General features: G+C 42.0%; 21 protein-coding genes and 1 other RNA gene. 10 read left to right on the top strand and 12 right to left on the bottom strand.

Annotated features, from left to right (window positions below; genetic code table 11):
• Positions 1-38 precede the first annotated feature (38 nt).
• From rplS to LQ983_RS06905, 6 genes are all read right to left on the bottom strand, one after another.
• The gene (rplS, locus tag LQ983_RS06930) at positions 39-389 is read right to left on the bottom strand and encodes a 50S ribosomal protein L19 (RefSeq protein WP_006719364.1); all 351 of its coding nucleotides are present in this window, start codon (positions 387-389) and stop codon (positions 39-41) included.
• 24 nt (positions 390-413) lie between these two features.
• Positions 414-1,163, bottom strand: coding sequence for a tRNA (guanosine(37)-N1)-methyltransferase TrmD (gene trmD, locus LQ983_RS06925; protein WP_230622142.1), 750 nt, complete (start codon positions 1,161-1,163; stop codon positions 414-416).
• A 64-nt stretch (positions 1,164-1,227) separates the two neighbouring features.
• Positions 1,228-1,755, bottom strand: a complete 528-nt coding sequence (gene rimM, locus LQ983_RS06920) for a ribosome maturation factor RimM (protein WP_109859901.1) — start codon at positions 1,753-1,755, stop codon at positions 1,228-1,230.
• 24 nt (positions 1,756-1,779) lie between these two features.
• Positions 1,780-2,028, bottom strand: a complete 249-nt coding sequence (gene rpsP / locus LQ983_RS06915; protein WP_006719370.1) for a 30S ribosomal protein S16 — start codon at positions 2,026-2,028, stop codon at positions 1,780-1,782.
• A gap of 247 nt (positions 2,029-2,275) precedes the next feature.
• Positions 2,276-3,571, bottom strand: a complete 1,296-nt coding sequence (gene pepP, locus LQ983_RS06910; RefSeq protein WP_230622627.1) for a Xaa-Pro aminopeptidase — start codon at positions 3,569-3,571, stop codon at positions 2,276-2,278.
• Positions 3,572-3,580: 9 nt separating this feature from the next.
• Positions 3,581-4,129, bottom strand: coding sequence for a YecA family protein (locus LQ983_RS06905; RefSeq protein WP_230622141.1), 549 nt, complete (start codon positions 4,127-4,129; stop codon positions 3,581-3,583).
• A gap of 129 nt (positions 4,130-4,258) precedes the next feature.
• On the opposite strand from LQ983_RS06905, the gene LQ983_RS06900 reads away from it, so the two are divergent.
• The 3 genes from LQ983_RS06900 to LQ983_RS06890 all read left to right on the top strand — a co-directional run bounded on the left by LQ983_RS06900 (position 4,259) and on the right by LQ983_RS06890 (position 5,419).
• A complete protein-coding gene (locus LQ983_RS06900) occupies positions 4,259-4,564 on the top strand; it encodes a cell division protein ZapA (RefSeq protein WP_032997987.1) in 306 nt (101 codons plus the stop codon).
• Positions 4,565-4,647: 83 nt separating this feature from the next.
• Positions 4,648-4,831: non-coding RNA, 6S RNA (gene ssrS, locus LQ983_RS06895), on the top strand.
• A gap of 12 nt (positions 4,832-4,843) precedes the next feature.
• Positions 4,844-5,419: a 5-formyltetrahydrofolate cyclo-ligase gene (locus LQ983_RS06890; protein ID WP_111296704.1), complete on the top strand. Its 576-nt coding sequence runs from the start codon at positions 4,844-4,846 to the stop codon at positions 5,417-5,419.
• Positions 5,420-5,454: 35 nt separating this feature from the next.
• Here the strand turns inward: LQ983_RS06890 and LQ983_RS06885 are convergent, their stop codons facing one another.
• Entirely contained in the window at positions 5,455-6,240 is a 786-nt protein-coding gene (locus LQ983_RS06885) for an outer membrane protein assembly factor BamD (protein ID WP_109433006.1), read from the bottom strand.
• A 106-nt stretch (positions 6,241-6,346) separates the two neighbouring features.
• Here LQ983_RS06885 and rluD point away from each other — a divergent pair, with 106 nt between their 5' ends.
• Together rluD and pgeF are read left to right on the top strand one after the other, a co-directional pair.
• A complete protein-coding gene (gene rluD, locus LQ983_RS06880) occupies positions 6,347-7,321 on the top strand; it encodes a 23S rRNA pseudouridine(1911/1915/1917) synthase RluD (RefSeq protein WP_230622140.1) in 975 nt (324 codons plus the stop codon).
• 1 nt (position 7,322) lies between these two features.
• Entirely contained in the window at positions 7,323-8,060 is a 738-nt protein-coding gene (gene pgeF / locus LQ983_RS06875) for a peptidoglycan editing factor PgeF (protein WP_230622139.1), read from the top strand.
• Between the two features lie 73 nt (positions 8,061-8,133).
• Here the strand turns inward: pgeF and LQ983_RS06870 are convergent, their stop codons facing one another.
• Positions 8,134-10,356: a FepA family TonB-dependent siderophore receptor gene (locus LQ983_RS06870; RefSeq protein ID WP_230622138.1), complete on the bottom strand. Its 2,223-nt coding sequence runs from the start codon at positions 10,354-10,356 to the stop codon at positions 8,134-8,136.
• Between the two features lie 256 nt (positions 10,357-10,612).
• On the opposite strand from LQ983_RS06870, the gene LQ983_RS06865 reads away from it, so the two are divergent.
• Complete coding sequence (locus tag LQ983_RS06865; RefSeq protein ID WP_230622137.1) at positions 10,613-11,341, top strand: 7-cyano-7-deazaguanine/7-aminomethyl-7-deazaguanine transporter; 729 nt, start codon at positions 10,613-10,615, stop codon at positions 11,339-11,341.
• A gap of 57 nt (positions 11,342-11,398) precedes the next feature.
• On the opposite strand, the gene LQ983_RS06860 is transcribed toward LQ983_RS06865, so the two are convergent.
• From LQ983_RS06860 to hemC, 4 genes are read right to left on the bottom strand one after another with little or no spacing between them, the layout of a single operon-like run.
• Positions 11,399-12,673 (bottom strand): heme biosynthesis protein HemY, encoded by a 1,275-nt coding sequence (locus LQ983_RS06860; protein WP_230622136.1) that lies wholly within the window; start codon positions 12,671-12,673, stop codon positions 11,399-11,401.
• Positions 12,674-12,685: 12 nt separating this feature from the next.
• Entirely contained in the window at positions 12,686-14,116 is a 1,431-nt protein-coding gene (locus LQ983_RS06855) for a uroporphyrinogen-III C-methyltransferase (protein WP_230622135.1), read from the bottom strand.
• Positions 14,117-14,145: 29 nt separating this feature from the next.
• Positions 14,146-14,892, bottom strand: a complete 747-nt coding sequence (locus LQ983_RS06850; RefSeq protein WP_230622134.1) for a uroporphyrinogen-III synthase — start codon at positions 14,890-14,892, stop codon at positions 14,146-14,148.
• Between the two features lie 9 nt (positions 14,893-14,901).
• Positions 14,902-15,828, bottom strand: a complete 927-nt coding sequence (gene hemC, locus LQ983_RS06845) for a hydroxymethylbilane synthase (protein ID WP_230622133.1) — start codon at positions 15,826-15,828, stop codon at positions 14,902-14,904.
• A gap of 153 nt (positions 15,829-15,981) precedes the next feature.
• Between hemC and LQ983_RS06840 the strand changes: the two genes are divergently transcribed.
• From LQ983_RS06840 to LQ983_RS06825, 4 genes are all read left to right on the top strand, one after another.
• Entirely contained in the window at positions 15,982-18,483 is a 2,502-nt protein-coding gene (locus LQ983_RS06840) for a class I adenylate cyclase (protein WP_230622132.1), read from the top strand.
• Positions 18,484-18,491: 8 nt separating this feature from the next.
• On the top strand, positions 18,492-19,121 hold the full coding sequence (gene narL / locus LQ983_RS06835) for a two-component system response regulator NarL (RefSeq protein WP_230622131.1): 630 nt from the start codon (positions 18,492-18,494) through the stop codon (positions 19,119-19,121).
• A gap of 174 nt (positions 19,122-19,295) precedes the next feature.
• The gene (locus LQ983_RS06830) at positions 19,296-21,053 is read left to right on the top strand and encodes an autotransporter assembly complex family protein (protein WP_230622130.1); all 1,758 of its coding nucleotides are present in this window, start codon (positions 19,296-19,298) and stop codon (positions 21,051-21,053) included.
• Between the two features lie 21 nt (positions 21,054-21,074).
• Positions 21,075-24,950, top strand: a complete 3,876-nt coding sequence (locus LQ983_RS06825) for a translocation/assembly module TamB domain-containing protein (protein WP_230622129.1) — start codon at positions 21,075-21,077, stop codon at positions 24,948-24,950.
• Position 24,951 lies beyond the last annotated feature (1 nt).

Below are 24,951 nucleotides of genomic sequence, written 5' to 3'. Positions count from 1 at the left end.
GGAAATCCAAGCCTTTTCTTTTTTTCTGCTTTGCGAAATTATTCGCCCAAACGCTCTTTGATACGAGCCGCTTTACCGGAAAGTGCACGTAAGTAGTAAAGTTTCGCTTTACGTACCGCACCTTTACGTTTCACTACGATGCTATCAACTGCCGGAGAGTGAGTTTGGAATACACGCTCAACGCCAACACCGTTGGAGATTTTGCGTACAGTAAATGCGGAATGCAAGCCACGGTTACGAATTGCAATAACCACGCCTTCGAATGCTTGCAAACGACGTTTGCTGCCTTCAACAACCCATACTTTAACTTCTAAGGTATCACCCGGACGGAAGCTAGGTACGTTTTGTTTTAATTGTTCTTGTTCAAGTTGTTTAATGATGTTAGACATTTTTGATCCTTTTTGATCCTAGATTTAACTGAGTTTACTGTCATATTCGGCTTTCGCCTCTTTTAACAGCTTACGTTGTTCGTCAGTCAGAGCTAGGCCTTCCAGTAGCTCAGGGCGTCGTAACCATGTTCTCAATAACGATTGTTTTAACCGCCATTTGCGAATTTCCTCATGGTGTCCCGACATCAGCACGGGCGGCACGGTTAATCCATCAAGCACTTCAGGACGCGTATAATGCGGACAATCCAGTAATCCGTCGGCAAACGAATCTTCCTCAGCGGAAGCTTGTTTACCAAGCACACCTGGGATAAATCGGGCAACTGCGTCAATTAACGTCATTGCCGGCAATTCACCGCCGGTGAGGACATAATCACCTACCGACCATTCCTCATCAACGACGGTTTCAATTAACCGTTCATCGATGCCTTCGTAGCGGCCGCATAACAAAATCAATTTCTGATTCTGCGCTAATTCCTCTACGCCTTGTTGATCGAGTTTACGACCTTGCGGCGAGAGATAAATCACTTTTGCACCTTCGCCTGCTACTTCTTTTGCTGAATCGATAGCGTCCTTTAATGGTTGCACCATCATCAGCATTCCCGGGCCTCCGCCATAAGGACGGTCATCCACGGTTTTATGCTTATCGTGCGTAAAATCTCTTGGATTCCAGCACCGCACTTGTAACAGGTTTTGCTTAACAGCCCTGCCGGTTACCCCATATTCCGTAATTGCTTTAAACATTTCAGGGAACAGACTTATTACCCCAATCCACATAATTTAGCCTTAACTTTTGAGCCTTATGCTAATGTTACCGCAAAGCGCTACGGCATACCTGAGATTAGAAACCAGCGTCCCAATCCACTGTAATCGTCTTAGTGGCGGGATCGACTCTTTTAACTACTTGTTCATACAAAAACGGAATTAACCGCTCTTGTTTCCCGAAAGCATCTTTTACATTGGCTTTTACTACCAATACATCATTAGAACCGGTTTCCATCATTTCAGTCACCGTTCCCATGGCATAACCTTCCAGATTCACCACCGCACAACCAATTAAATCGTGCCAGTAGTAATCCCCTTCTTCCAAGGTTGGAAATACCGATAAATCGACACCGATTTCCACATTGGCAAGAATTTGCGCCGCTTCACGATCATCTACGCCTTTTAATTTAACGATCAGTTCGTGATTATGATGACGCCAGTTTTCCAGTTCGGTTGGCTGCCACTGCCCTTTGATTTTCAAAAACCAAGGTTGATAATCAAAGATACTTTCAGCTTGTTCTGTGGATGAGTAAATACGTAACCAACCGCGAATACCATAAGTCGAACCTAATTTGCCGACAGTTTCGATTCTTTGTTGTTGCATATTCATCACCTCAAAAAAGTAAAATTACGCAGCTTTTTGCGCTTCTTTTACTAAAGTCGCAACGCGATCAGACAATGAAGCACCTTGGCTAACCCAGTGGTTAACACGGTCTAAATTGATACGAACACGTTCTGCATTGCCTTGTGCGATTGGATTGAAGAAACCAACACGCTCAATGAAACGACCGTCACGTGGTGAACGGCTGTCAGCAACGACGATTTGGTAAAATGGGCGTTTTTTAGCTCCGCCACGAGATAAACGAATGGTTACCATAACCTTCCTCTAATTATTTGATTACAAAAAGAAAACCCTCAAATATCGAAAGTTAAATGAGAGTTAAACTTACTTTTTTCTCTGTATATATAGACAAAAAGCCCGTGGATTGTACTCTTTTTCACATAAAAAGCAAGTTAAAATCCATGTTCGGGCTTTGTTAAAACGGGAATTTCTCAGATAAATTCAAGATAAAGTGCGGTCGTTTTTCAGAACGTTTTTAAGATCTCTTTTACCCTTCAAAAGATTACGCATCTGCCATTAATTTCTCAATATCGGCAATTTCTTTCGGTGCTGCGGACGTCAGATTTTTGTTGCCGTAATCGGTAATCAACAAATTGTCTTCAATACGAATGCCAATGCCTTTGTATTGTTCCGGAATATCCGCCTGTTTAGATAAATACAATCCCGGTTCTACGGTGAGTACCATGCCGGGTTCCAAAGTGCGGTCGCGATTTTCACCATATTCGCCTACGTCATGCACATCCAAACCGAGCCAATGCCCTAACCCGTGCATATAAAATTCACGATAGGCTTTTTGTTCGATTAATTCATCTACATCGCCTTTCAGAATACCTAAACGCACTAAACCTTCGGTTTTAATACGAATGACTTCTTCGTTTGCTTTCGCAATGGAGCTGCCCGGTACCAGCAATTCAATGGCGCGTTTTTGTGCCTGTAGAACAATCTCATAGATCGCTTTTTGCGCTTCAGTAAATTGACCATTCACTGGGAATGTGCGGGTAATATCCCCTGCATACATGGCAAATTCGCAGCCCGCATCAATAAGCACCAAATCGCCGTCACGCAACGGCATATTGTTTTCCGAATAATGCAAAATGCAGGCGTTTTCACCACTGGCAATAATGCTGTTATAGGAAGGATAACGCGCGCCGAAGCGATTAAATTCATGCAGAATATCGCTTTCCACCTCATATTCCAAACGGTTCGGGCGGGTTTGTTGCATAGCTTTAATGTGTGCAAGCGCGCTGATTTGCCCCGCTTGTTGCATGAGCGCAATTTCATTTTCCGATTTGAACAGGCGCATCTCACCGAGCATCGGCTTCCAATTAAAAACACTCAAAAATTCCACCGCACTTTGTTCCAGCAAGGCATCGCCCCAAGGCTGTTGCTTCGGTGCGTAATAAAGTGCGGTCTGTTTTTGCACTAAATTTTTAAACTGCGGTACAAACTCGTCGATGGCATAAGCGGTATCTACCAACAACGTTTGCGGCGCATCGTTCACGCCAAGACGGCGTCCGTTCCAAATTTCCAGTAATTTATCGGACGGGCGTACAAAAATGATCGCCTGCTGTTCACCTTGCTGTTTACGCAATAACAATGCCGAATTCGGTTCATTAAAACCGGTCAAATACCAGAAATAGCTGTCCTGACGGAAAGGATAATCACAGCCGTCATTGCGACGACGTTCAATGTCAGAAAATACCAAAAATAAGGAATCTTCCTGCATTTGTTCAAAAACCTTGGCACGGCGTTGAACAAATTCTTCCATCGGTAACGCTGCCATGTATGCGAGATCCATCATTTATCCTTAGTGTAACGTTGGCTGTTTGTCTTCTTGTTTGGTGAAATGGGTAAAAAACAAGGTGGCGATGGTGCGTACATATTCTACGATCTCTTCCACCGCTTGTGCCAGTTCCTCGGGATCATCGTCTTCTTCGTAACCTAACTGACAAATATCATGTAAATCGTCCACCGCTTCGCCGATGTCGCCTTTTTCTTTATCCAAATGCGGTTGTGCCAAGCCTAAACCGAGCAAAAAGTGATTCGACCATTCCGCTAAGCCATCCGCCTGTTCAAACACATTTTCTGTATCGGGCAAACAAAGCTCAAAGTCAAACGCTTCATTATCCGCCAATTGGCGATGAACTTGTTGATAAATGTCGGTAATTTGCGTTAAAAGTGTAGTTGGATAGGCGTGGTTATCATTGGTAAATTGATAGAGCAACGGCTGCCAACTTTGATCTTGAATCCCTCCGCAAATTAGGCCGCTCAAAAAGCCGTGTAATTCGGCGGCAGAAAGTGGAATAGAGGCTTGTTGAAGTTGTTGATTCAGGTTTTGATAAGAAATTGTTGTCATTGAAATTATCCTTGTTGAAATTGCGCTTAGTTTATCATTCTACACTGCAGGCAACCAGTTTAGAAATTGGCAAGTTTTTTTGCCTATGGCATAATACGGGCAGTTTTGATTAAGGAATTTGAGGCTAAAATGTCATCAAAAAGTATTGAAATTTCCGTCTTGGGGCAGGTATTACGTTTAAATTGTCCGGAAGAACAACATGAAGCTTTACGCAACGCTGCCCGCGAATTAGATCAACGCGTCTTAGAAATGAAAGAGCGCACCGGCATGTTACAAGTTGAAAAGGTCCTTTCCATTGTCGCCCTCAATTTAAGCTTTGAACTCATGCAAGAGCAACAAAAAACGCATCTCATTGAAGATGTGCTAAAAAACAGAATTTTACGTCCGCTCGATCATTCCCTTGAAAATATCGGGGCACAAAAGCTCAATTCCTAATAATTTCAGATAACTAAATGTCATCTGAGAAAAAGAATTAGTGCTAGTCATTAAACCTAATTTCGAGTAGTATTAAATAAAAGAAATTCCTGAGGTGTTCGCCAGTGGGTTACGTCCCTGAGCCGATACTTTTAATCTTATGAATTGGTTTCCTGTCATTGGTGTGCAGGCTTAGCTCTGCTAAGAAGCCTAAAAATGATTTCAACTAATTCCCTTGAACCGTCGGGTTCAAGGACCGACCATCCACAACGGCACCTCGGGTCCTCTCAAACAACAACTATGTGCCCATTTCCCTCAACAGTCTCTATTCGTCAACAACTTCGTCAGCAAATGCGAGAAACTCGGCAAAAACTAACCGCACTTCAACAGCAGCAAGCTGCGCAACATATTACTGAGCAGGCGCTAAAACTTATCGAACAACAACAGGCGAAAAACATTGCGCTCTATCTTGCCTTTGACGGAGAAATTTCAACACAACCGCTTATTAACCAACTTTGGCAACAAGGAAAACATATTTATTTGCCGGTACTGCATCCTTTTGTTCGTGGTCATTTATTATTTTTACGCTATTTACCCGATACACCGATGAAAGCCAATAAATTCGGCATTTTTGAACCGCACTTAAATGTACAAAATGTAATTCCACTTGAGCAATTGGATGTGATCTTCACGCCATTGGTCGCCTTTGATAAGCAGGGAAACCGTCTAGGCATGGGGGGAGGATTTTACGATCGTACGTTACAAAACTCACAACGCCGTTTCATCACAGTAGGTTTAGCACATCAATGCCAACAAGTAGAAACACTCCCAATCGAAAGCTGGGATATTCCCTTAGAACACATTTTAGCGGGATAAAAAAACCTCCGAAAATTCGGAGGTTTTTTTATGGATTATTGTGGCGCTTTTAATTCCGGTTCTTTTGGTTTTTCCGGCTCATCAAATTTTTTGCCTTCATTAGCTGCAATAATTTTTGCGGTTTGATCTGCTAAGTGAGTCAAGTTCATCTTTTCATAAGATGCTTTCATCAACGGTAATGCATCCAAAGTCGCTTGTGTATCCGGATACAATTTCAACATAGAAACCACACGATTTGCTGTTGCCACATAAGCATCGCGTTTAAAATAAAACTTCGCAATCGCTAACTCATGACGAGCAAGACTCGCTTTAATATAAGTCATACGCGCCAAGGCATCTGGCGTATAAGGACTATTCGGGAAATGCTGCACTAAATTTTGGAAGTTAGCAAAGGCCGTTTTAATGGATGTATTTTCACGGGTTGCGCGATCCACACCAAAGAAATCTTGGAAGAAATTATCACCCAATGCAGAATTAGTTAAACCCGCCATATAAAGGGCATAATCTAAATGACTACTGTTTGGGAAACGTTGAATAAAACGGTCAATAGTGACTAAGGTTTCGGAGTAGTCCTGCGTTTTATAATAGGCATAAATCAAATTTAATTGTACTTGTTCGCTATAAGAACTCCCCGGAAAACGACTACTCACCGCATTTAAATAACGGATTGCCTGAGAATAATCACCGTCCTGCAAATAGGTTTGTCCTGTGCTGTATAAAGTTTGTTCCGGTGCTTGTTCTACATCTTGTTTAGAGCTTGAACATGCGGTCACCGCCAACGCCAGCGCGGTAAGTAATGCAAAGGATTTAAGTTTACGCATTGAATAGAATCCTTATTTTTACGAAAAATGAGAAATGAGTTACAATTGCCCGATATTGTATAGAACATTGCTAAATAAGCAAACTTGATTAACGGATTTTTTATTTATGGCACAAATTACTCTCTCGGCAACCGTGCAACCACAACAAATGGGACAGCGCTTAGACCAAACCTTGGCGGAATTGTTCCCCGACTATTCCCGCTCCCGCTTAAAAACATGGATTGAGGAGGATTTGGTGTTGGTCAATGGCGCTGTGCAAAATGTGCCGCGTACCAAAGTTTACGGTGACGAACAAATTGAGATTACCGTAGAAATTGAAGATGAAACCCGCTTTGAGCCGGAAGCTATTCCGTTAAATATCGTTTATGAAGACGAGGACATTCTCGTTATCAACAAACCCAAAGATCTTGTGGTTCACCCCGGTGCAGGCAATCCTAAAGGCACCGTTCTCAATGCGCTACTTTACCATTACCCACAAATTGCCGAAGTGCCGCGCGCAGGCATTGTACATCGTTTAGATAAAGACACCACGGGCTTGATGGTCGTCGCCAAAACCATTCCCGCGCAAACGCAGCTGGTGCGTGATTTGCAAAAACGCAAAATCACCCGCGAATATGAAGCTGTTGCCTGCGGCATCATGACCAAAGGCGGCACCGTAGATGAGCCCATGGCGCGCCACCCAACCAAACGTACTCATATGGCCGTGCATCCGATGGGCAAACCCGCCGTTACCCACTATCGCATTATGGAACGTTTCCGCGATTACACGCGCTTGCGTTTGCGTTTAGAAACCGGCAGAACTCACCAAATCCGTGTGCACATGGCACATATCGCCCACCCGTTATTAGGCGATCAAACCTATGGTGGTCGTCCGCGTCCCCCCAAAAATGCCAGCGAAGAACTCATGGCGGTGTTACGCAATTTTAAGCGTCAGGCACTACATGCTGTGATGTTACGTTTACAACACCCGATTAGCGGCGAAATGATGGAATGGTACGCACCGTTGCCGGACGACTTTGTGGAATTAGTGACCGCTTTAAAAGCGGATTATGTTCTCCACAAAGACGAATTGGATTATTAATATGCAAGCCATTAAACCGAACTGGAAAGCCCCTCAAAACGTGAAAGCGTTTACCACGCTTCGCCATGGCGGTGTGAGCCTTGCGCCTTATGACAGTTTTAATTTGGGTGATCATGTAGGGGACGATAAAAACGCCGTGAAAATCAACCGCACTTTATTGGTAGAAAAATTCCATTTACCACAAATGCCGTTGTTCTTAAACCAAACTCATAGCACGCGCGTATTAACCCTGCCTTATGACGAGGAAGATTTCAATGCCGATGCGGTTTATACCAGCCAGCCGAATCAAGTGTGTTTAGTGATGACTGCCGATTGTTTGCCCGTGTTATTTACCAATAAACAGGGCACGGAAGTGGCCGCTGCCCATGCCGGTTGGCGCGGATTATGCGATGGTGTATTAGAACAAACTGTCGCCAAATTTGAATGCCCACATGAAGACATCTTAGCGTGGTTCGGACCGGCTATTGGTCCAACGGCTTTCCAAGTAGGTCAAGAGGTTATCGATCAATTTGTTGCCCAAGATCCCCAAGCCACCTCCGTCTTTATCGCAGATCCGAAAGCGAAAGATAAATTCCTCGGCAACCTTTACCAAATCGCTACGCAACGTCTCAACGCTCTCGGCATTACCCAAATCAGCGGTGGCGAATACTGTACTTATCTTGAAGCAGACAAATTCTTTTCTTATCGCCGAGAGAATGTCACAGGAAGAATGGCGTCGGTAGTATGGATTAACGGATAATTTGATTTTTAATCTGTTTCATGAAAAAAGTGCGGTCATTTTTAACCGCACTTTTATTTATCAAGGGAAAAAATTAAAACGTATATTTCAACGTCGCATAATAAGCACGACCCGGTTCATTGTAAGTATGCGCGTTATAATTGGTACTACTTGAAGAGCGATAAAGTCGTTTATCAAATAAGTTACTTACACCAACTCGAACACTCACGGTATTTTTCCAATTATAACCAGCACTTAATCCCCAAACTGCATAGCTACCGATATCAGAAGAATTTGCCAACTTACCATTTTCCATTCGGTTCTCCGGATTCTTACGAGAAGTTTGCTTGCCGTATTGCGTATAGGTCAACATGGTATCGAACGCCTCTGTAATTTGATAGTTCAAACTAGAATTCAATGTATATTTTGGCACGATAGAAAGCGGGTTGCCGGTATCTTTATTTTTGGTTTTATGCATATAGGTGAAATTATTAACCCAAGATAATTTATCTTGGATTAATGGTAATGTCAGATTACCTTCAAAACCTTCAATCACAGCGCGGTTTGCATTACCCCATTTATATACATAGTTACCTAAGTTGGTTAGACCGATAAATTCACCATCAGACACGATTTTATTACGATAGTCATTACGGAAGTAAGCTACAGAAGCAAGAAGTCCGTCTTTATCATATTCAATCCCAATTTCTTTATTCCAACTGGTTTCCGGTTTTATATCACTGTTACCTTGAAAATAACAGGTTTTATTATTCGGTACATTCGTTGGACAACCCTGACCTAAAGTAAACAACACATAATTGGGGTTAGTTTGATAAAGGTTTGGTGCTTTATAAGCTCTTGCAATCCCACCTTTGATTTTCCAGTCATCGTTGAGGCTTTGTAAGAAGTTTAACCCACCACTCACATTAGAACCTGAATAAGTGTTGTAATCGTAACGTAGCGATGGCGTTAAAACCATTGACTTAGTAGCTGAGATATTGTCTTCAATAAAGAAAGCCCATTCACTTTGACTAGAATGCCCACCGCGAACATTCTGTACGCCGCTCGGTAAGGTTTCTGGAAGATCATAAATGACTTTACCGCCGACACGTCTTCCCCCGAGCAATTGTGTCATAGAGGAAGCATCATCTAAGCTACTGTGCGCTCCCTCAAAACCAACCGTCAGCATATGCTCGACGCCGAAAGTAAACGGAATATAGAATTCTGAACTAAAACGCGTATTTTTAAGAATAGAATCGCTAAAAGCTGATGTACTAGAATAACTGCCCTCTGGACCTCCTGCTAAGTATTCTGGTAAACGGCTATTTTTAGTTTTATCAAAAGTAATATAAGTTTTATTGTCGAAATGATCGAATTTGCCTTCATAGGTTAAAGCATAGTTCTGACGATATAAACGAGCGGTTTCAGCTTTGCTTCCTGCCAACGTTTTAGTTTCAGGATAGTTTTTATTATTGTAAAGCCCTGCTGAGCTATTTTGTGTATCACCGTTGTAAATATTGCCTTGGCGACTGAAACCAGAATCCAAGGTTAATTTATTTTTCTCATTGATATTCCACACTAAACGACCGTTAATATCTTTGTTACGTACGCCTTCACGACCTGCAATAGCCGGATCGCCATTAATGCCCACATCGTCCGCTTGGGTCTTATTCCAGTTACCATATAGACGGAATTGCAATATGTCTTTAATTAGTGCACCGCTTAAATTGAAACCTACACGATTCGTCGCACCTTCTTTTCTATCTTCCGGTTGATTCGTATAATAGCTTACGCTCCCATGCAAATCATTGGTGACAGGTTTGGTAATAATATTTACTACACCACCCATTGCTCCCGAACCATAACGTGTAGCCGCCGGACCACGCAACACCTCAACGGACTCAATGGCCTCTATCGGTATCCAGTTGCTATCACCGCGAGAATTTCGCTCTCCTCTCACCCCATAACGCTCCGCATTACGTGAAGTCACAGGTTTTCCATCAACTAAAATCAGCGTATTTTCAGGTCCCATTCCACGAATATCAATTTGGCGTTTATTTCCACGTTGCCCTGTAGCTGAGTTGCCAGTTAAGTTTACCCCTGGCATTGTTCGTAACACCTCAGAAATATCATTGGTGACGGGACGTTTTGCTAAATCTTTTTCACTCACGATTGAAACACCAAGCGACTGTTTTACTTGACTTTCCGCTGTAACACGAATTTCATCCAACTGTTGTGTAGCCACTGCAGCGTTTGCATTATTTACAAATAATGCAGTACTGAGCAAACTCAACATGAAAATAGATTGTTTTTGCATAAAATGCTCCTAGATAAAAATATGTAATATATAGGGCGCTTATTCTAACGAAATAACACTTATTGTTGCAAATACGAATTAATTCTATTTACAAGGCATTCTGTTTGGTTGGTATTTTTATATTGTGATTATGTTTCAATACTTAATTCTGGTTGAATTATTTTTTTGATGCAGTATCATTTGCGCCCTGCATTTTTGCAGACTCACAATCTGTTCTGGGTTCCCTAACCCCAATTTAAACTAAAAAGGTATTCAAATGACACACACATTTTCGATCTTTAGCGATCGCCAAAAACGTCGAGCATTAGTTTTGCTCAGTTTCTTCCACATTTTTATCATTGCTGTCAGTAACTATTTAGTGCAGCTTCCTTTTGAAATTCATGTGCCACTCACATTCTTCGGCGCACAAGAAGACTTTATGTTCCACAGCACCTGGGGCGCAATTACCTTCCCATTTATTTTCTTGGCGACGGATTTAACCGTGCGTATCTTCGGTGCGAAAGAAGCACGTTGGATCATTTTCGTGGTAATGATTCCGGCATTAATTATCAGCTATGTGGTCTCAACCCTCTTTTCAGATACCCAATATCAAGGTCTACAAGCATTAACCGAATTTAATATGTTTGTGTTCCGCATTGCAGTCGCGAGTTTCTTCGCCTATGTTTTCGGACAACTCTTGGATGTTTTGGTATTCAATCGCTTACGCCAACTCAAAACTTGGTGGATAGCGCCAACCAGCTCTATGGTATTTGGTTCTATGGCAGACACTTATTTGTTCTTCGCGATTGCCTTCTATGCCAGCAGCGATCCGTTTATGGCGGAACACTGGATGGAAATCGGCTTCGTCGATTATTTATTTAAATTATTCATTGGGTTACTGTTGTTCGTCCCTGCTTACGGTGTGTTCTTAAATATGATTCTGCGTAAGATTCAGCAACTGACTGCAGCGCTCGAAAATGACATGGAATTACCCCAAAATTCTTAAAAAAGAAAGAATAAAAAAATGCCCTGAATCATCAGGGCATTTTGTTTTTTGAAGAGATTATTTTTGCGCTAAAAGTGCGGTCGGATTTTCTGATGTTTCTTCCGATAAGTTGAGATTTTCCACTGCCATCACAGACTTCAAGCCGTCTTCACGTAATTGTTGTGCTGCAGCCTTATCACCAACTTGCTCAAAAACATAAGATGCCATTGTAATGTCCGCCGGCTCCAATTTCTCTTTATTGGCGATTAACGCTTTAAATACCTCATTGGCTTTAGCAAAGTCATTGTTACGTACATATAAATAACCGAGTGCACGATGCGCGCAACATTGTGCCGATGTGTTTGCGCCTTTTAACCACTTGCTGATAAATTTCACCAATTTGCTGTTATCTTCAGGTTGCAAACGACTGATTTGTTTAAACAATTCTTGCGTTAACGGGCTATTGTCACTATCTAATTTTTTCACTAACTCCAACATGAATTCATAAGCAGACTCATGATCATTGGCATCGATTAATCGCGTGATTAACGCCAGTTTCACACGGGCATCATTGCGGCGTTTACGAGATTGTTGATCCCACCAATCTAACAAACCATCGACGCCTTCTTCGTTCATTTTCTCATCGAGCAATCCATCTTCTACTTGGGTTTGTAGTGCAATAAATTCCTGTGAGGCATACAAGCCGGATTTTTCGATTTGGTCTAAAATATTATCTAATGCCTGATAAGCTTTTGATTTTAAATAAATCTCAACAGCTAATTTGAGCACTTCTTTATTTTTACTCGCCATCAACAATAAGCTATCAACGGAACTGCGCGCTGCCGGTAATTTATTTTGTTGTAATAAAATGCGGGTACGGGCAATTTCTAAAACCAAGCTATCAGAACCGGCAATTTCCGTTGCTTCCATTAAATAACGGTTAGCACTGAATTCATCGCCACGCTGTTGTGCTGCTTCTGCTGCTTTAATGAAGTTCAGCACCGGCTCATCAGAATGCTTCGCATTTTTACCAATCAATTTTTCCGCTTTAGAATAATCCCCTTCATCCATACTCATTAAGCCTTCCAATGTTTGCTTTTGTGCTTTCGTGCGTTTACGACGAGAAAACCAGCTGTATGTGTTGTTGCTTAAACGGAAAAAACGGCTAATGACGACTTCAATGCTGTACACCAAGGCTAAAGCGAGCACAAAGAAGATCACTAAAGTGGTAATGGACATTTCGACGATATGACTTGCCGTTTCAATTCGCACATAGCCTTGCTTACCCGCTAAATACGGCCCGGCAATTAAGCTAGCCAGTAACAACAACATTAAAAATAGCACTCGTAACATAATCTATTTCTCCTATTGTTGTTGTCCTTGATTAACTTCCGGCTTTGTTTCATTCGCCGGCGCGATGGCAGCCTCATTTTCTTTTCCTGTTGGCTCAGTTCCCGAATTACCGTGCGACTCGAGTTCTTTATCCACAGAAAGCGTGATTTTTTGCACTTCTTGTGTTGGCTTATTCAACAATTTATCTAAGGCATTTAACCCACTTAACTGAGTCGGCACATCCACGTAAATTGATTGTTCCGCTAATTCATCCAAATTCTTCAAGAAGTTTTGCGCCACATCGGTATTGGTATCAAAATACGTCCGAATCCAAGAAGCCACAGTTTGCAAAGATTGTTTGTATAAATCGTCTTGTTGGCGTGGCACAGATAAAATTGCAATTTGTAAACGTAAACGAATATTCTCACGTAAATAAATATCTTGATTTGGCGCTAACAACGCTTTGTCATTCGCTTTCTTTGGGGTCACACGAATAAAATGATTTAAAAAACTCACCGCACTTTTTTCTGCATTTTCTTTCCAATCATCCAAAGAATCCGTCAATTTATCGTTGTTCGGATCTTCATCAAAATTCACGTTTAACACCGTTAATTCGTCAACATTATTCGCAAGCTCCGATAAATCCTGCATGATGGCGTTTTGGTCTACGTTATTAAGCGATAATAAGTTTTTCAAATCTGCGTGAATGGCGTTACGTACCGAAGCTACCTCTGGCAACGCAACTTTCGATAAAGTTTCATCGGCTACTTTTAACAACGCGATGCTAGTGTCCACGTCATTATCTAACACCAATTTACGCAACGCATTATTAAGTAAGAAGTCTGCCTCGGTAAGCAACCAATCATTGGGTTGCTCTGCTTTTGCTTGGTTCGCCAAGCGTTGCACTTCTTGTTTCAACGCTGATAAGCTTTGTTCTTTAACGGCAACTTCCTGATGTAACGCACCTATTTGCTCACTAGCGGCTTGAGAAAATACAATAAGTTGCTGAAGCTGTGCTCTTTCAGCTTCAAAATTTTGCCCTTCAGCTATTACTGCCGGCACTGACTGTTGTACTTTCCCTGAAAGTGCGGTCAATTTTTGTTGTATTTCCTCAACCTGTAACTGACCAAAATAATAGCCCGCGCCACCCAAACCTAGCGCAATTAAAATTGCTAACAAACCTAATGCAGAACCGCCTTTTTTTACAACTACCGTTTCTTTTACAGGTGTTTCTTTCGTTGTGGAAGCGTTAGCAACAGTTTCCGCTGCAGCAGATTGCTGTGCCGAAGAGATCGTCTTTTCATTGTGTTCTTGTTGCATAGTGTTTACTTTATCCTCTATTGGAGCCTCAATTTGTTCAGTTAATGCCTCATCTTGTGTCGCTAAATCAAGATCTTCACTGACATCAATTTTCTGTTCCACTTCTGCATTCCGTTTCGACGGGTGAGATTTCTTGTTAGCCATAATATTTACCTATAAAGAAAAAATGTGGTTTAACGACATTGTAATAAGGTTTGTAATAACGTTCTATTGTCTGAACACGGACAAACCGTCACTTGTTGCCAATCTAACGCTTGCGCCAAATGGGCAATACGCTCACTGATTGTAATAAGGTGACAACTTTTTAGCCAATTATGTTCGCTTTGCGGAACAAAATCCACTAATTGGGTAAGTATTTCAGCACTGGTCACGACTATCGTTTGTACGCCTGCTCGTTTGCACAAGCTGGTTTGCTCCGCTTGATTATAAACGAGAGGTTCACGTCGATAACATTCGACAATTTCAATACTACCGCCACGTTGTTGTGCCTGTTCGGCAAAAAACTCGCGACCACCATTGCCGCGCAAAATTAATACCGTTTTCTCAGACAAATCCTGCATCATGGATAACTGCAATAATCCTTCACTATTTTCTTGCGTAGTCGGATAGTGAACAGCCATTTCTGTCATGGCAGCAAAATACTGAGCCGTACTTTTCCCGACGGCAAAATAGGATAAGTCATCACGCCACTTGAAACCGGTGTTTTTAATAGCTTTATCCGCAAAATCTACCGCATTTTTAGAAACAGCAAAGACATAATCGTCAGGTTTCAGCCTCGCTAATTTTGCAGGCAATTCATTCAGCTCCGCCCCGCGAGTAATCTGAAATAGGGGTAAATGCAACGCAACAATGCCGGCTTTCACCAACATCTCAACCAGTTGCTCACCTCGTTCATCCGGGCGTGTCACCAAAACAGCCATATTCAACTCTTATGCGTAAATATTTTGCAAAATCTTGTCAGCACCTTGTGCCAAAAGTTGCTCGGCAATTTGCACGCCCAAAACCTCAGCATTTTCTACCGCACTTTGACCTTCCGCACGAATAATCGTTGAACCGTCAACACTCCCCACCAAGGCTCGCAAGTACAACATGCTCTCACTCAACACGGCATAACCACCAATAGGCACTTGGCAACCGCCTTGTAGGCGATTATTCATGGCGCGTTCCGCCAACACACAATAAGTCGTTTCGACATCAGCCAACGGTGCTAATAATTGTTTCACCTGTTCGTCATTCGTACGGCATTCAATCCCTACGGCGCCTTGCCCGGCAGCAGGAAGTGACTGTTCTACCTCAATAAAAGAAGTAATTCGATCTGCCAATCCCAAACGGATTAAACCGGCAGAAGCCAAAATAATCGCATCAAAATCACCGTTGTCCAGTTTGCTCAAACGCGTCCCCACATTGCCTCGCAAAGAGCGAATTTCCAAATCCGGACGTAAGGCTTTTAGCTGACACTGACGACGCAAACTGGATGTACCGACGATGGCTCCTGGAGGCAACTCGGCTAAAGTGCGGTAAGTATTTGAAACGAATGCATCACGCGGATCTTCACGCTTACAAATGACGGATAAACCTAGCCCCTCAGGAAATTGCATCGGCACGTCTTTCATAGAATGCACAGCGATGTCCGCTTCATTATTCAACAATGCATTTTCCAATTCTTTCACAAACAAACCTTTACCGCCGATTTTCGCCAACGGCGAATCTAAAATCACATCGCCTTTAGTGACCATCGTCACCAACTCGATAGATAAATCGGGATACAGTTGCTGTAAACGCGCTTTCACAAAGTTTGCCTGCCACAATGCTAATGGGCTTTGACGAGTGGCAATTTTTAAAGTTTTTTTAAACATAATAACGAGATATGAAAGTGATCTTATGTGCTTTATCCTACCATTGTTAGCCCGTATTGTCAGTTTCCATTTAATTTTTTTGCTTTCCTGAAGTACTGGTGATAGAGTACCCACCAGCCAAGTATGACTGTTGTAAAAAAGTTAGGATACGAATTGAAGTTTGATCTCAATGAAGCCAAAAAACGCGTGGACTTTCTAGATAAATTACGCATTGATCGCGCTTTATCCGACACGACTGAATCCTTTCAACTTGTCTTTAAACTCATTCCTTTATTACTTCATTTTAACCATCCGGATCTTCCTGGCTATGTTGCGAACGCGCCAACCGGGATTGCACGTTTTTCTCTCAGTGGTTTTCAACAAGATTACCTTGCTAGAACACTTTCTGAAGAACAAAGAAAAAACATTCAAAAAAACCACCGCACTTTTGAGCAAGAAGCAATTCTAGGCGTATATGTGATGGGCAGTATTGCTTCCATCGCCCAAACACCATCTTCTGATTTGGATATCTGGATTTGTCATCGGGAAGATCTAAGCCAAAGCGCGCTCGAGCTGTTACAACAAAAAACCAATGCGATTCAACAATGGGCAAAACGCTTTCTAGTAGAAATTAACTTCTACTTAATGGATCAAAAGCGTTTCCGTTGTTTCCGTTATACCGAACTGATGGACGGTGAAAATTGTGGTTCAACACAATATATGCTATTGCTAGATGAGTTTTATCGTTCCGCCATACGTCTTGCCGGCAAACCTTTGTTGTGGCTACATTTATTGGTTGAAAATGAAGAAAATTATGAAGCGGAAATTGAGCGTTTAACTCAAGAAGGGCAGCTGGATTTAAACGATTGGGTCGATTTTGGTGGTTTAGGCTCGTTCTCAGCAAACGAATATTTTGGCGCAAGCTTGTGGCAGCTTTATAAAGGCATTGATTATCCGTATAAATCGCTGCTCAAAATTTTATTACTCGAAGCTTATTCTTGGGATTACCCAAACACCTTCTTGATTTCTCGCGAATTTAAGCAAGCCTTACTAAATGGTGATGTGAACGTTGAACACCAATTTGATGCTTATTTAGCCATGTTGCAGCGGGTAACCGATTATTTAACTCGTCAAAAAGAATTTAAACGGTTGGACTTTGTGCGTTGCTGTTTTTATATCAAAGTACACGAAAACGAAGTAGCCCCAGGGGAAACGAACTGGCGTTTGGATGAACTGTTCAAACTGGCTCAACAATGGGGATGGAAATGCGGTCAATTAGAGTGCCTCAATAATCGCCGACATTGGAAAATCAAACAAACCATGAAAATACATAATAGTTTGATTAAATTCCTCATGTTGAGCTATCGCAACTTAGTCCATTTTGCACGTAAACACCAAGTAAATGCCAGCATCATGCCGCAAGATATGAGTGTGCTGACACGTAAACTGTACGCTGCTTTTGAAGAATTGCCAGGTAAAGTGACCTTGCTCAACCCACAACTGGCGGTGGATTTATCAGAACCGGCATTGACGTTTATTGAAGTCAAACATAATCGACATTTTAAAGACGGTTGGTATGTCATCAATCAAACACCAGATGTAGAAGGTTGTTGTCATCCTCGTTATATTGAATACAACGAAAGCTTGAATAAGCTTGTGGCTTGGGCCTATTTCAATCGTTTATTAACCGCCAATACGCAATTATTTATTTCCAGCGATAACGTCGAATTAAAAACGTTGCGCCAATTTGTTACCGATCTTCGTTTAACGTTTCCGATTGAAACGACTTTTGCAAGCAATTCTGATCTCAGTCATCCTTGCGAAATCCGTAGTCTTGCCGTGATTATCAATTTAACTCAAGATCCGACACAACAGTTGAAGGATATCAAGCCCACCATCCAAGCCAGTGATTTGTTTAGCTTTGGTCCGAATGAAGAAAGCTTGGTCGGCAGCATTGACTTAACCTACCGTAATGTATGGAATGAGGTCAGAACGCTACATTTTGAAGGAGCGAATGCGATTTTATTGGCGTTAAAAGTGCTTTCCAACAAAATTTATCGTGGTGCGCCATCACCGAAATTTGTACAAGTTTTTTGTTATAGCCGTTACTATCGACATGCCTTACGCCGCATCGTCACGACACTCATTAATAAATGTATCAGCATCCAACTCGGGGTCACCGAACCGCCGAAAAACAATTTATTGCGAGTAGCGGGAAAAAACTGGCAATTTTTCTTTGAAGAACGCGGTATTAGTTTGCAAGAAATTCATCACGGGCGGGTCACAAAAACACATCAATTTGACACCGCACTTAATAAAAAAGCAGCGGCAACGGATCCGGTTCCAACGAAGCATCAAAAGTATCCACGAGAAATCGATCGATTTGCAACGGAAGGTTTCCTGCAATTCTTCTTTGAAGATAATCCAAACGGTAGTTTTAACGTTTATATTTTAGATGAACTGAATCGCCTTGAGATTTACCGCAACTGCGATGGGACAAAAGAGAAAAAAATTCATGAGATAAATCGAATTTATCAACTCTCAGGCTTGGATGAAAATGAGAATCCGTATAAAATCGTACAACGCGATTTTAATTATCCACAATTCTACCAATTATTAATGACAGAAGAAGGAATAACGATTGTTCCTTTCCATAGCCGTTTGGCTTTGTCTTGAGGTGTAACATGAATGACAAATTAAAAGTTTTAATTATTGATGACCATCCGTTAATGCGCCGCGGCATACAACAACTTGTTGAATTAGAAGAAGGTTTTGAGGTTGTTGGCGGTGCAGGCAATGGTTCTGAAGGGATTAATTTAGCGCTACAAACCTCACCGGATCTCATTATTTTAGATCTGAATATGAAAGGACTATCCGGTTTAGATACGCTTAAAGCATTGAGAGCAGAAGATGTTGATGCACGTATTGTCATTTTGACCGTGTCTGATGCTAAAAACGACATTTTTACCTTAATTAATGCCGGTGCGGACGGGTATTTATTAAAAGATACCGAACCCGACACATTGCTTTCTCAACTAAAACGCATCGCTCAAGGTGAAGTTATCCTCAGTGATTCCATTAAAAATCTCTTATTAGAGCATCAATCTTCGCAAAGCCCTATTGACTCTCTTACCGATCGTGAAATTGACGTACTGCGTTTAGTGGCAACCGGTCTTTCCAATAAACAAATTGCCGGTCAATTGTTTATTTCAGAAGAAACCGTCAAAGTGCACATTCGTAATTTGCTACGTAAACTTAACGTTCACTCACGTGTTGCCGCAACAGTGCTTTATTTTGAGCATAAAAACGGCTAAACCGTATAATTTCACAAGAAATAGCCGACAGCATTGTCGGCTATTTTTTTATTATCAATTTACTCGTCCCCTTTTCTTAAAAATATCGAAAGAATCCACCGCACTTTGTATAGGCTAAGCATTGCAGGGAAAAAACCTAACGAGTAAACTACCAAAGTTTAATGTGGGAGTTATATGAAGCAATTGTTCAATAAAAAAGCGAGCCAACGTTTCTACGCACTTGTATTTTCATGCTTATTTTGGCATTCCTCAGCCTACGCCGAACATCTCGTTGATTTACAAATTGATGGGGTAAAAAACGATGCTTTGAAAAACAATATCCAGATTCACCTCAATGCCATCGATAAAGAAGAGGCAGACGGCTCTGAACGTTATCAAGATATTGTCAGCAAAGCCGTTGATAAAGGTCTGCGTGCTTTAGGCTATTATGATCACCAGATTCAATTTGAATTAAAACCGCGAACCAAGAACAAGCCGCTATTAATCGCTCACATTACCGTAGGCGAACCGGTAAAAATCGCTGCCACAGACATCGTGATTAAAGGGGAGGCCAAACAAGATCCGGAATTCATGCAACTGGAAAAACAGGTTCCCAAAACCGGCACCATACTCAATCACGAAACTTACGAAGATTATAAAAACCAACTGCAACAACTCGCGCTATTTCGCGGTTATTTTGATGCAGAATTTGAACAATCCCGTTTAGAAGTGATGAAATCCACGCGCGAAGCTTGGTGGAATCTCACCTTCGATAGCAAAAAACGCTACCACTATGGGAAAATTCATTTCTTACACGCGCAAATTCGAGAAGAATATTTACGCAACATGCTCAACATTCACTCAAATGAACCCTATTTAATGAGTGATTTTTCTACCTTAACCAACAATTATTCCTCCTCAAACTGGTTCAGCTCAGTGCTATTGCAACCGCACTTAGACGATAAAAAGAAATTAGTGGATGTGGATGTGCTGCTCTACCCGCGAAAAAAAAATATTATGAACCTCGGACTCGGTTATTCCACTGATGTTGGACCTCGCTTTCAATGGAGTTGGACGAAACCTTGGATCAATGATCGCGGGCATAGTGTCAGAAGTAATCTCTATTTTTCCTCACCGGAGCAAACGCTCGAACTGACCTATAAAATTCCCCTACTGAAAAATCCGCTGAATTATTACTATGAATATTCCGGCGGTTTTGAACGTGAAAATAAGAACGATACCAAAACAACCTCATCGACTCTTGCCGCACTACGCTATTGGAACCATCCTACCGGATGGCAGTATGCCTTGGGTTTACGCTTGCGCCACGATGCCTTTACCCAAGCGAATATATCAGACAAAACACTACTACTTTATCCAACCACTTCTTTAACCCGTACCCGTTTACGCGGTGGCGCCTTTCCTGATTGGGGTGATTCACAACGTATTACCTTCGATTTTGGTCGTAAATTGGGAATTTCTGATGTCAATTTCTGGAAAATTCAAGCGTCCACCGCTTGGGTCAGAACCTATGGGCAAAATCACCGTTTTCTTACTCGTCTAGAAATTGGCGTACTCAACACTGCAGATATTCACCGAATTCCACCCTCATTACGTTTCTTTGCCGGCGGCGATCGCAGCGTACGTGGTTATGGTTATAAAAAAATCTCGCCAAAAGATCGAAATGGCAAATTAGTCGGCGGCTCCCGTTTAGCGACAGGAACAATTGAATACCAATATCAGGCTTATCCCGACTGGTGGCTAGCTACTTTTGCTGATACCGGTCTAGCGGCAAATAGCTTTAAACCTGATGAATTACGCTATGGTGCGGGCTTTGGATTGCGCTGGGCCTCTCCGGTAGGCGCCATTAAATTTGATGTTGCCACCCCGATAAAAGACAAAGACAAGAGTAAAAACATTCAGTTTTATATCGGGCTGGGTAGTGAAATATAGCAACATAAAACGGATTACTTCATGACAGAACAAATAGAAAAAGCGGCTCAAACGGCAAAACCAAAAGCGCCAAAACGCCTTTGGCGATGGATTTTATGCCTCGTAAGTGCGGTCATTTTTTTACCTATTTTTGCCCTCTTCGCCCTCCTTTCAACAGAAAGTGGTCAGCACAAACTCCTCCACTGGGCAGATGCAGGGCTCGATGCTCTTTCCATTGAACAAGCACAAGGCAATTTAAAAGAAGGATTAACATTAAAACATCTTCGCTTTCAGACAGAAGGTGTGGATGCCCATATTGAGGAAGCGCATCTGCAGCTGCAATTAAGCTGTTTATGGCATTTAGACGTGTGCATTGATGATATCACCCTGACACAACCATCCATTCTGATTGACACCACCTTGCTGCCACCCTCTGCCCCTAAAAAGAACAGCAACGGGAACATGAAACATGTGTACCTACCTATCTCAGTGCAAATCAATCGATTAGCCGTTAACGATTTCTCATTATCTCTTGATAAAAATAACATCAGTTTAGGTACATTCCATACAGCGGCAAGTTTAAATAACGCCAATGGATTAACATTAGCGCCGACACAAATTGAGAATTTCAGTTTTATTCACGATTTAACCTCAACCACAAAAAACACCGATACGCCTAAAAAGACTGAAACTTCCACACCAATTCAATGGGAAGAGTTGGAACAGTCTCTCCGTAAACCGCTGCTTAGTGAATTGCAGCAAGTTGAACTGCCTTTTGCAATACACATTCAAGGCGTGCAAGGCAAAAACTGGCGATATCAAAGTCTCAGTGGAAAAAATACTGTCGAGCAAGATATCCTCATTTCTTCTGCAGAACTTCAAGCAAGCGCAACTGATGATATTATCAAACTAGCTAAATTTGATGTGCAAAGCTCACTTGGTCAGTTACAAGCAAATGGGCAAGTGGCTTTTCAACAAGATTTCCCATTGCAATTTGATGCCTTCGCTAAAATTAATGACATACGTCAAAATAACGACCTCGTTTTGCCTGCAAGCCAAGCGGAAATCCATCTTTCAGGCGCATTAAAAAAACAGACCGCACTTTCTTGGCAAACCCAAGGCGCGTTGGAATCACAACTGAATGCTCAAATTCAGGCTGCTGAACCCAACCTTCCACTTCAAGTGAACTTGACTGTGCCTCAAGCACAATACCCTTTTAATAACAAAGATCCGTTAAAAATCCAGGATTTCAATTTCACCCTAGACGGCAACTTAGCTACCGCACAAATACAACTTAAAAGTGCGGTCAGTGGTATGGGAATACCAAACAGTGATTTAGCATTACAAGCCATCTCACATTTATCCGGCATAGAAATCCATCAACTTAAACTCAATATATCAAATGGAACAGCAGATTTAACAGGCAACCTCAATTGGCGTGATGGTGTGGAATGGAACGGGCATTTAGCATTGGCAAAGATGGCGCTTGGTGCCTACTTAGCTGATTTTCCGGCAATCATTTCCGGCAGCTTAAATTCACAAGGAAAAATCACTCAAGACAAGCAACAAATTTCGGTTTCAGATATAGATCTGCAAGGCTCACTGTTGCAACGTCCATTGAGCCTAACCGGCAATTTACATATGGCAGAACAGCCATTACTTAATGTACCACAGCTCACGTTTACTTACGGCGACAACAAAATCAACGCACAAGGCAAGCTTGGTTCCGTTTCCGATTTTACTCTTGATATTAATGCACCGAATTTAAGCGGTTTATTGACCGGTTTATCCGCCTCTATTAATGGCAAGAGCGCCATAACCGGCAACATTATGCACCCAAATCTTGTTGTGGATTTAACCGCAAAACAGTTTCATTTCCGCGACATAGAACTTACCCAAGCCAGCATTAAGGGGCAGCTAAATACGGAACAACGCATTCAAGGTCAACTTAATGCCCATCTTAATGGCTTTCATTACAATGACATCAAGATAAATAGTCTCCAACTCTCTGCTTCTGGAGATGAACAAAAACACAGTTTGCAGCTAATTTCAGAAGGGAATCCCATTGCTGCCAACATGAATATCATCGGAAATTTCGACCGCACTTTACAACAATGGCAAGGCACGATTAGCCAACTTATGCTAAAAACGGAGTTTGGCCACATCCAAACGAACAAAAGCGTGGCTGTCACATACGACAATAAAAGCACCCAAAGCACCATTGCCGCCCATTGCTGGATGCACAGCAACATAGATCTTTGTTTTCCGCAAACCTTTAATGTCGGCACTAATGGTGAAATACCTTTTGAAATCAAACGCTTTGATTTGGCATTCATCAATAAAATACTTGAAAACGACTTATTGAAAGGTCAGCTGAATAGCAAAGGGAAAGTAGCCTGGTCAACACAGACACCACTATCAGCTGAGATACAAATCAACGGTAATGCCTTATCTTTGGCAAAAAAATTGGATTACCGTACGTTTAAATTAGATATGCCAAAAGTCGTGCTAAATGCCAATTTAGCAAATAACGATCTTGCCTTAAAAACAGAGGTTCATGTTCAGGAACAAGGCAAAATCAATGCCGATTTAAAATTACAGGATATTGTTAACACTCGTAAACTGAGTGGTACTTTTACGATTCCTCATCTTAATCCTGCAATTGTTAACCAACTTTTAGCAAACGATGAAAAAGTCAGTGGAGAACTCAAAGCCAATCTCACATTAGGTGGAAACCTAAGCGCACCAACACTGAACGGCGATATTCTACTTAAACAACTGAACGCAAAAATTCGGGCATTACCTTTCGATATTAAAAATAGCGAATTAGCGTTACATTTTGCCGGTACCAACTCTACGCTAAAAGGGTTTGTACAAACAGATGACAGTCGCTTAAATCTCAGCGGTGAAGCCCATTGGAAGAATATCAATGAATGGCGCACCCGCTTGAACGCGCAAGCAGAGAAATTTAAAGTGGACATCCCATCAATGGCGAAATTGACGATTAGTCCCAATATTGAAATCAGTGCCTCGCCAAAACTCTTAGAATTATCGGGAAATATTGAGATCCCCAAAGCGCGAATCGCCATTGAAAACTTGCCGGAGAGCGCCATTGAAGTCAGTGGTGATGAAGTCATTTTAGACGGAAAGACAAAAAGAACATTGCCAAAAAATATTCCAGCAGAAACACGAAGCGGCATGGCGGTAAAATCTGATCTGAAAATTCATATTGGGGATGATGTCAGCTTAAAGGCTTATGGGCTCAAAACCTATTTGCATGGCTTGCTTAGCGTAAGACAAGAAAAGGGAAACCTAGGTTTATACGGCGAAGTTAATCTTAAAAATGGGCGTTACGCCTCCTTTGGGCAGGATTTGATTATTCGCAAAGGCTTAATCAGTTTTGTCGGGCAGCCTTCCCAACCATTCTTAAATATTGAAGCCATTCGCAACCCAGAAGCGATGGAGGACAATAGCGTCACTGCCGGCGTGAAAGTCACTGGATTAGCCGGCTCACCAAGCATTACTGTTTTCTCCGAGCCCGGCATGCCACAGGATCAAGCTTTAGCCTACATTCTCACCGGACGTTCTTTAGAAAACAGTGGCGATGCATCTTCAAGTGGCTCTGTGGGGGCGGCTCTATTAGGTATGGGGTTAGCTAAGACTGGGAATGTTGTAGGCGGCATTGGAAAAGCCTTCGGAATTAAAGATCTGAATCTCGGCACACAAGGCGTCGGTGACAGTTCTAAAGTGGTAGTGAGCGGCAATATCACACCACGTTTACAAGTCAAATACGGTGTGGGTTTGTTCGATGGCTTAGCTGAAGTGACCTTGCGTTATCGCTTGTTACCACAACTTTATGTACAATCGGTGTCAGGCGTTAATCAAGCCTTTGATTTACTCTACCAGTTTGAATTTTAAT

The sequence above is a fragment of the Aggregatibacter sp. Marseille-P9115 genome (assembly GCF_920939465.1).
Classification (GTDB): Bacteria; Pseudomonadota; Gammaproteobacteria; order Enterobacterales; family Pasteurellaceae; genus Aggregatibacter; species Aggregatibacter segnis_B.
Note: the sequence above shows the minus strand (reverse complement) of the source record. Positions and strands in the feature narration are given on the sequence as shown.

Coding starts and splice junctions, on each gene's coding strand:
- LQ983_RS06890 (WP_111296704.1), top strand. CDS start 4,844: ATGTGCCCATTTCCCTCAACAGTCTCTATTCGTCAACAACTTCGTCAG.
- LQ983_RS06860 (WP_230622136.1), bottom strand. CDS start 12,673: ATGTTACGAGTGCTATTTTTAATGTTGTTGTTACTGGCTAGCTTAATT.
- LQ983_RS06855 (WP_230622135.1), bottom strand. CDS start 14,116: ATGGCTAACAAGAAATCTCACCCGTCGAAACGGAATGCAGAAGTGGAA.
- rplS (WP_006719364.1), bottom strand. CDS start 389: ATGTCTAACATCATTAAACAACTTGAACAAGAACAATTAAAACAAAAC.
- rpsP (WP_006719370.1), bottom strand. CDS start 2,028: ATGGTAACCATTCGTTTATCTCGTGGCGGAGCTAAAAAACGCCCATTT.
- LQ983_RS06900 (WP_032997987.1), top strand. CDS start 4,259: ATGTCATCAAAAAGTATTGAAATTTCCGTCTTGGGGCAGGTATTACGT.
- pepP (WP_230622627.1), bottom strand. CDS start 3,571: ATGGATCTCGCATACATGGCAGCGTTACCGATGGAAGAATTTGTTCAA.
- LQ983_RS06870 (WP_230622138.1), bottom strand. CDS start 10,356: ATGCAAAAACAATCTATTTTCATGTTGAGTTTGCTCAGTACTGCATTA.
- LQ983_RS06830 (WP_230622130.1), top strand. CDS start 19,296: ATGAAGCAATTGTTCAATAAAAAAGCGAGCCAACGTTTCTACGCACTT.
- LQ983_RS06885 (WP_109433006.1), bottom strand. CDS start 6,240: ATGCGTAAACTTAAATCCTTTGCATTACTTACCGCGCTGGCGTTGGCG.
- LQ983_RS06905 (WP_230622141.1), bottom strand. CDS start 4,129: ATGACAACAATTTCTTATCAAAACCTGAATCAACAACTTCAACAAGCC.
- LQ983_RS06865 (WP_230622137.1), top strand. CDS start 10,613: ATGACACACACATTTTCGATCTTTAGCGATCGCCAAAAACGTCGAGCA.
- pgeF (WP_230622139.1), top strand. CDS start 7,323: ATGCAAGCCATTAAACCGAACTGGAAAGCCCCTCAAAACGTGAAAGCG.
- trmD (WP_230622142.1), bottom strand. CDS start 1,163: ATGTGGATTGGGGTAATAAGTCTGTTCCCTGAAATGTTTAAAGCAATT.
- hemC (WP_230622133.1), bottom strand. CDS start 15,828: ATGTTTAAAAAAACTTTAAAAATTGCCACTCGTCAAAGCCCATTAGCA.
- rimM (WP_109859901.1), bottom strand. CDS start 1,755: ATGCAACAACAAAGAATCGAAACTGTCGGCAAATTAGGTTCGACTTAT.
- LQ983_RS06825 (WP_230622129.1), top strand. CDS start 21,075: ATGACAGAACAAATAGAAAAAGCGGCTCAAACGGCAAAACCAAAAGCG.
- rluD (WP_230622140.1), top strand. CDS start 6,347: ATGGCACAAATTACTCTCTCGGCAACCGTGCAACCACAACAAATGGGA.
- LQ983_RS06850 (WP_230622134.1), bottom strand. CDS start 14,892: ATGGCTGTTTTGGTGACACGCCCGGATGAACGAGGTGAGCAACTGGTT.
- narL (WP_230622131.1), top strand. CDS start 18,492: ATGAATGACAAATTAAAAGTTTTAATTATTGATGACCATCCGTTAATG.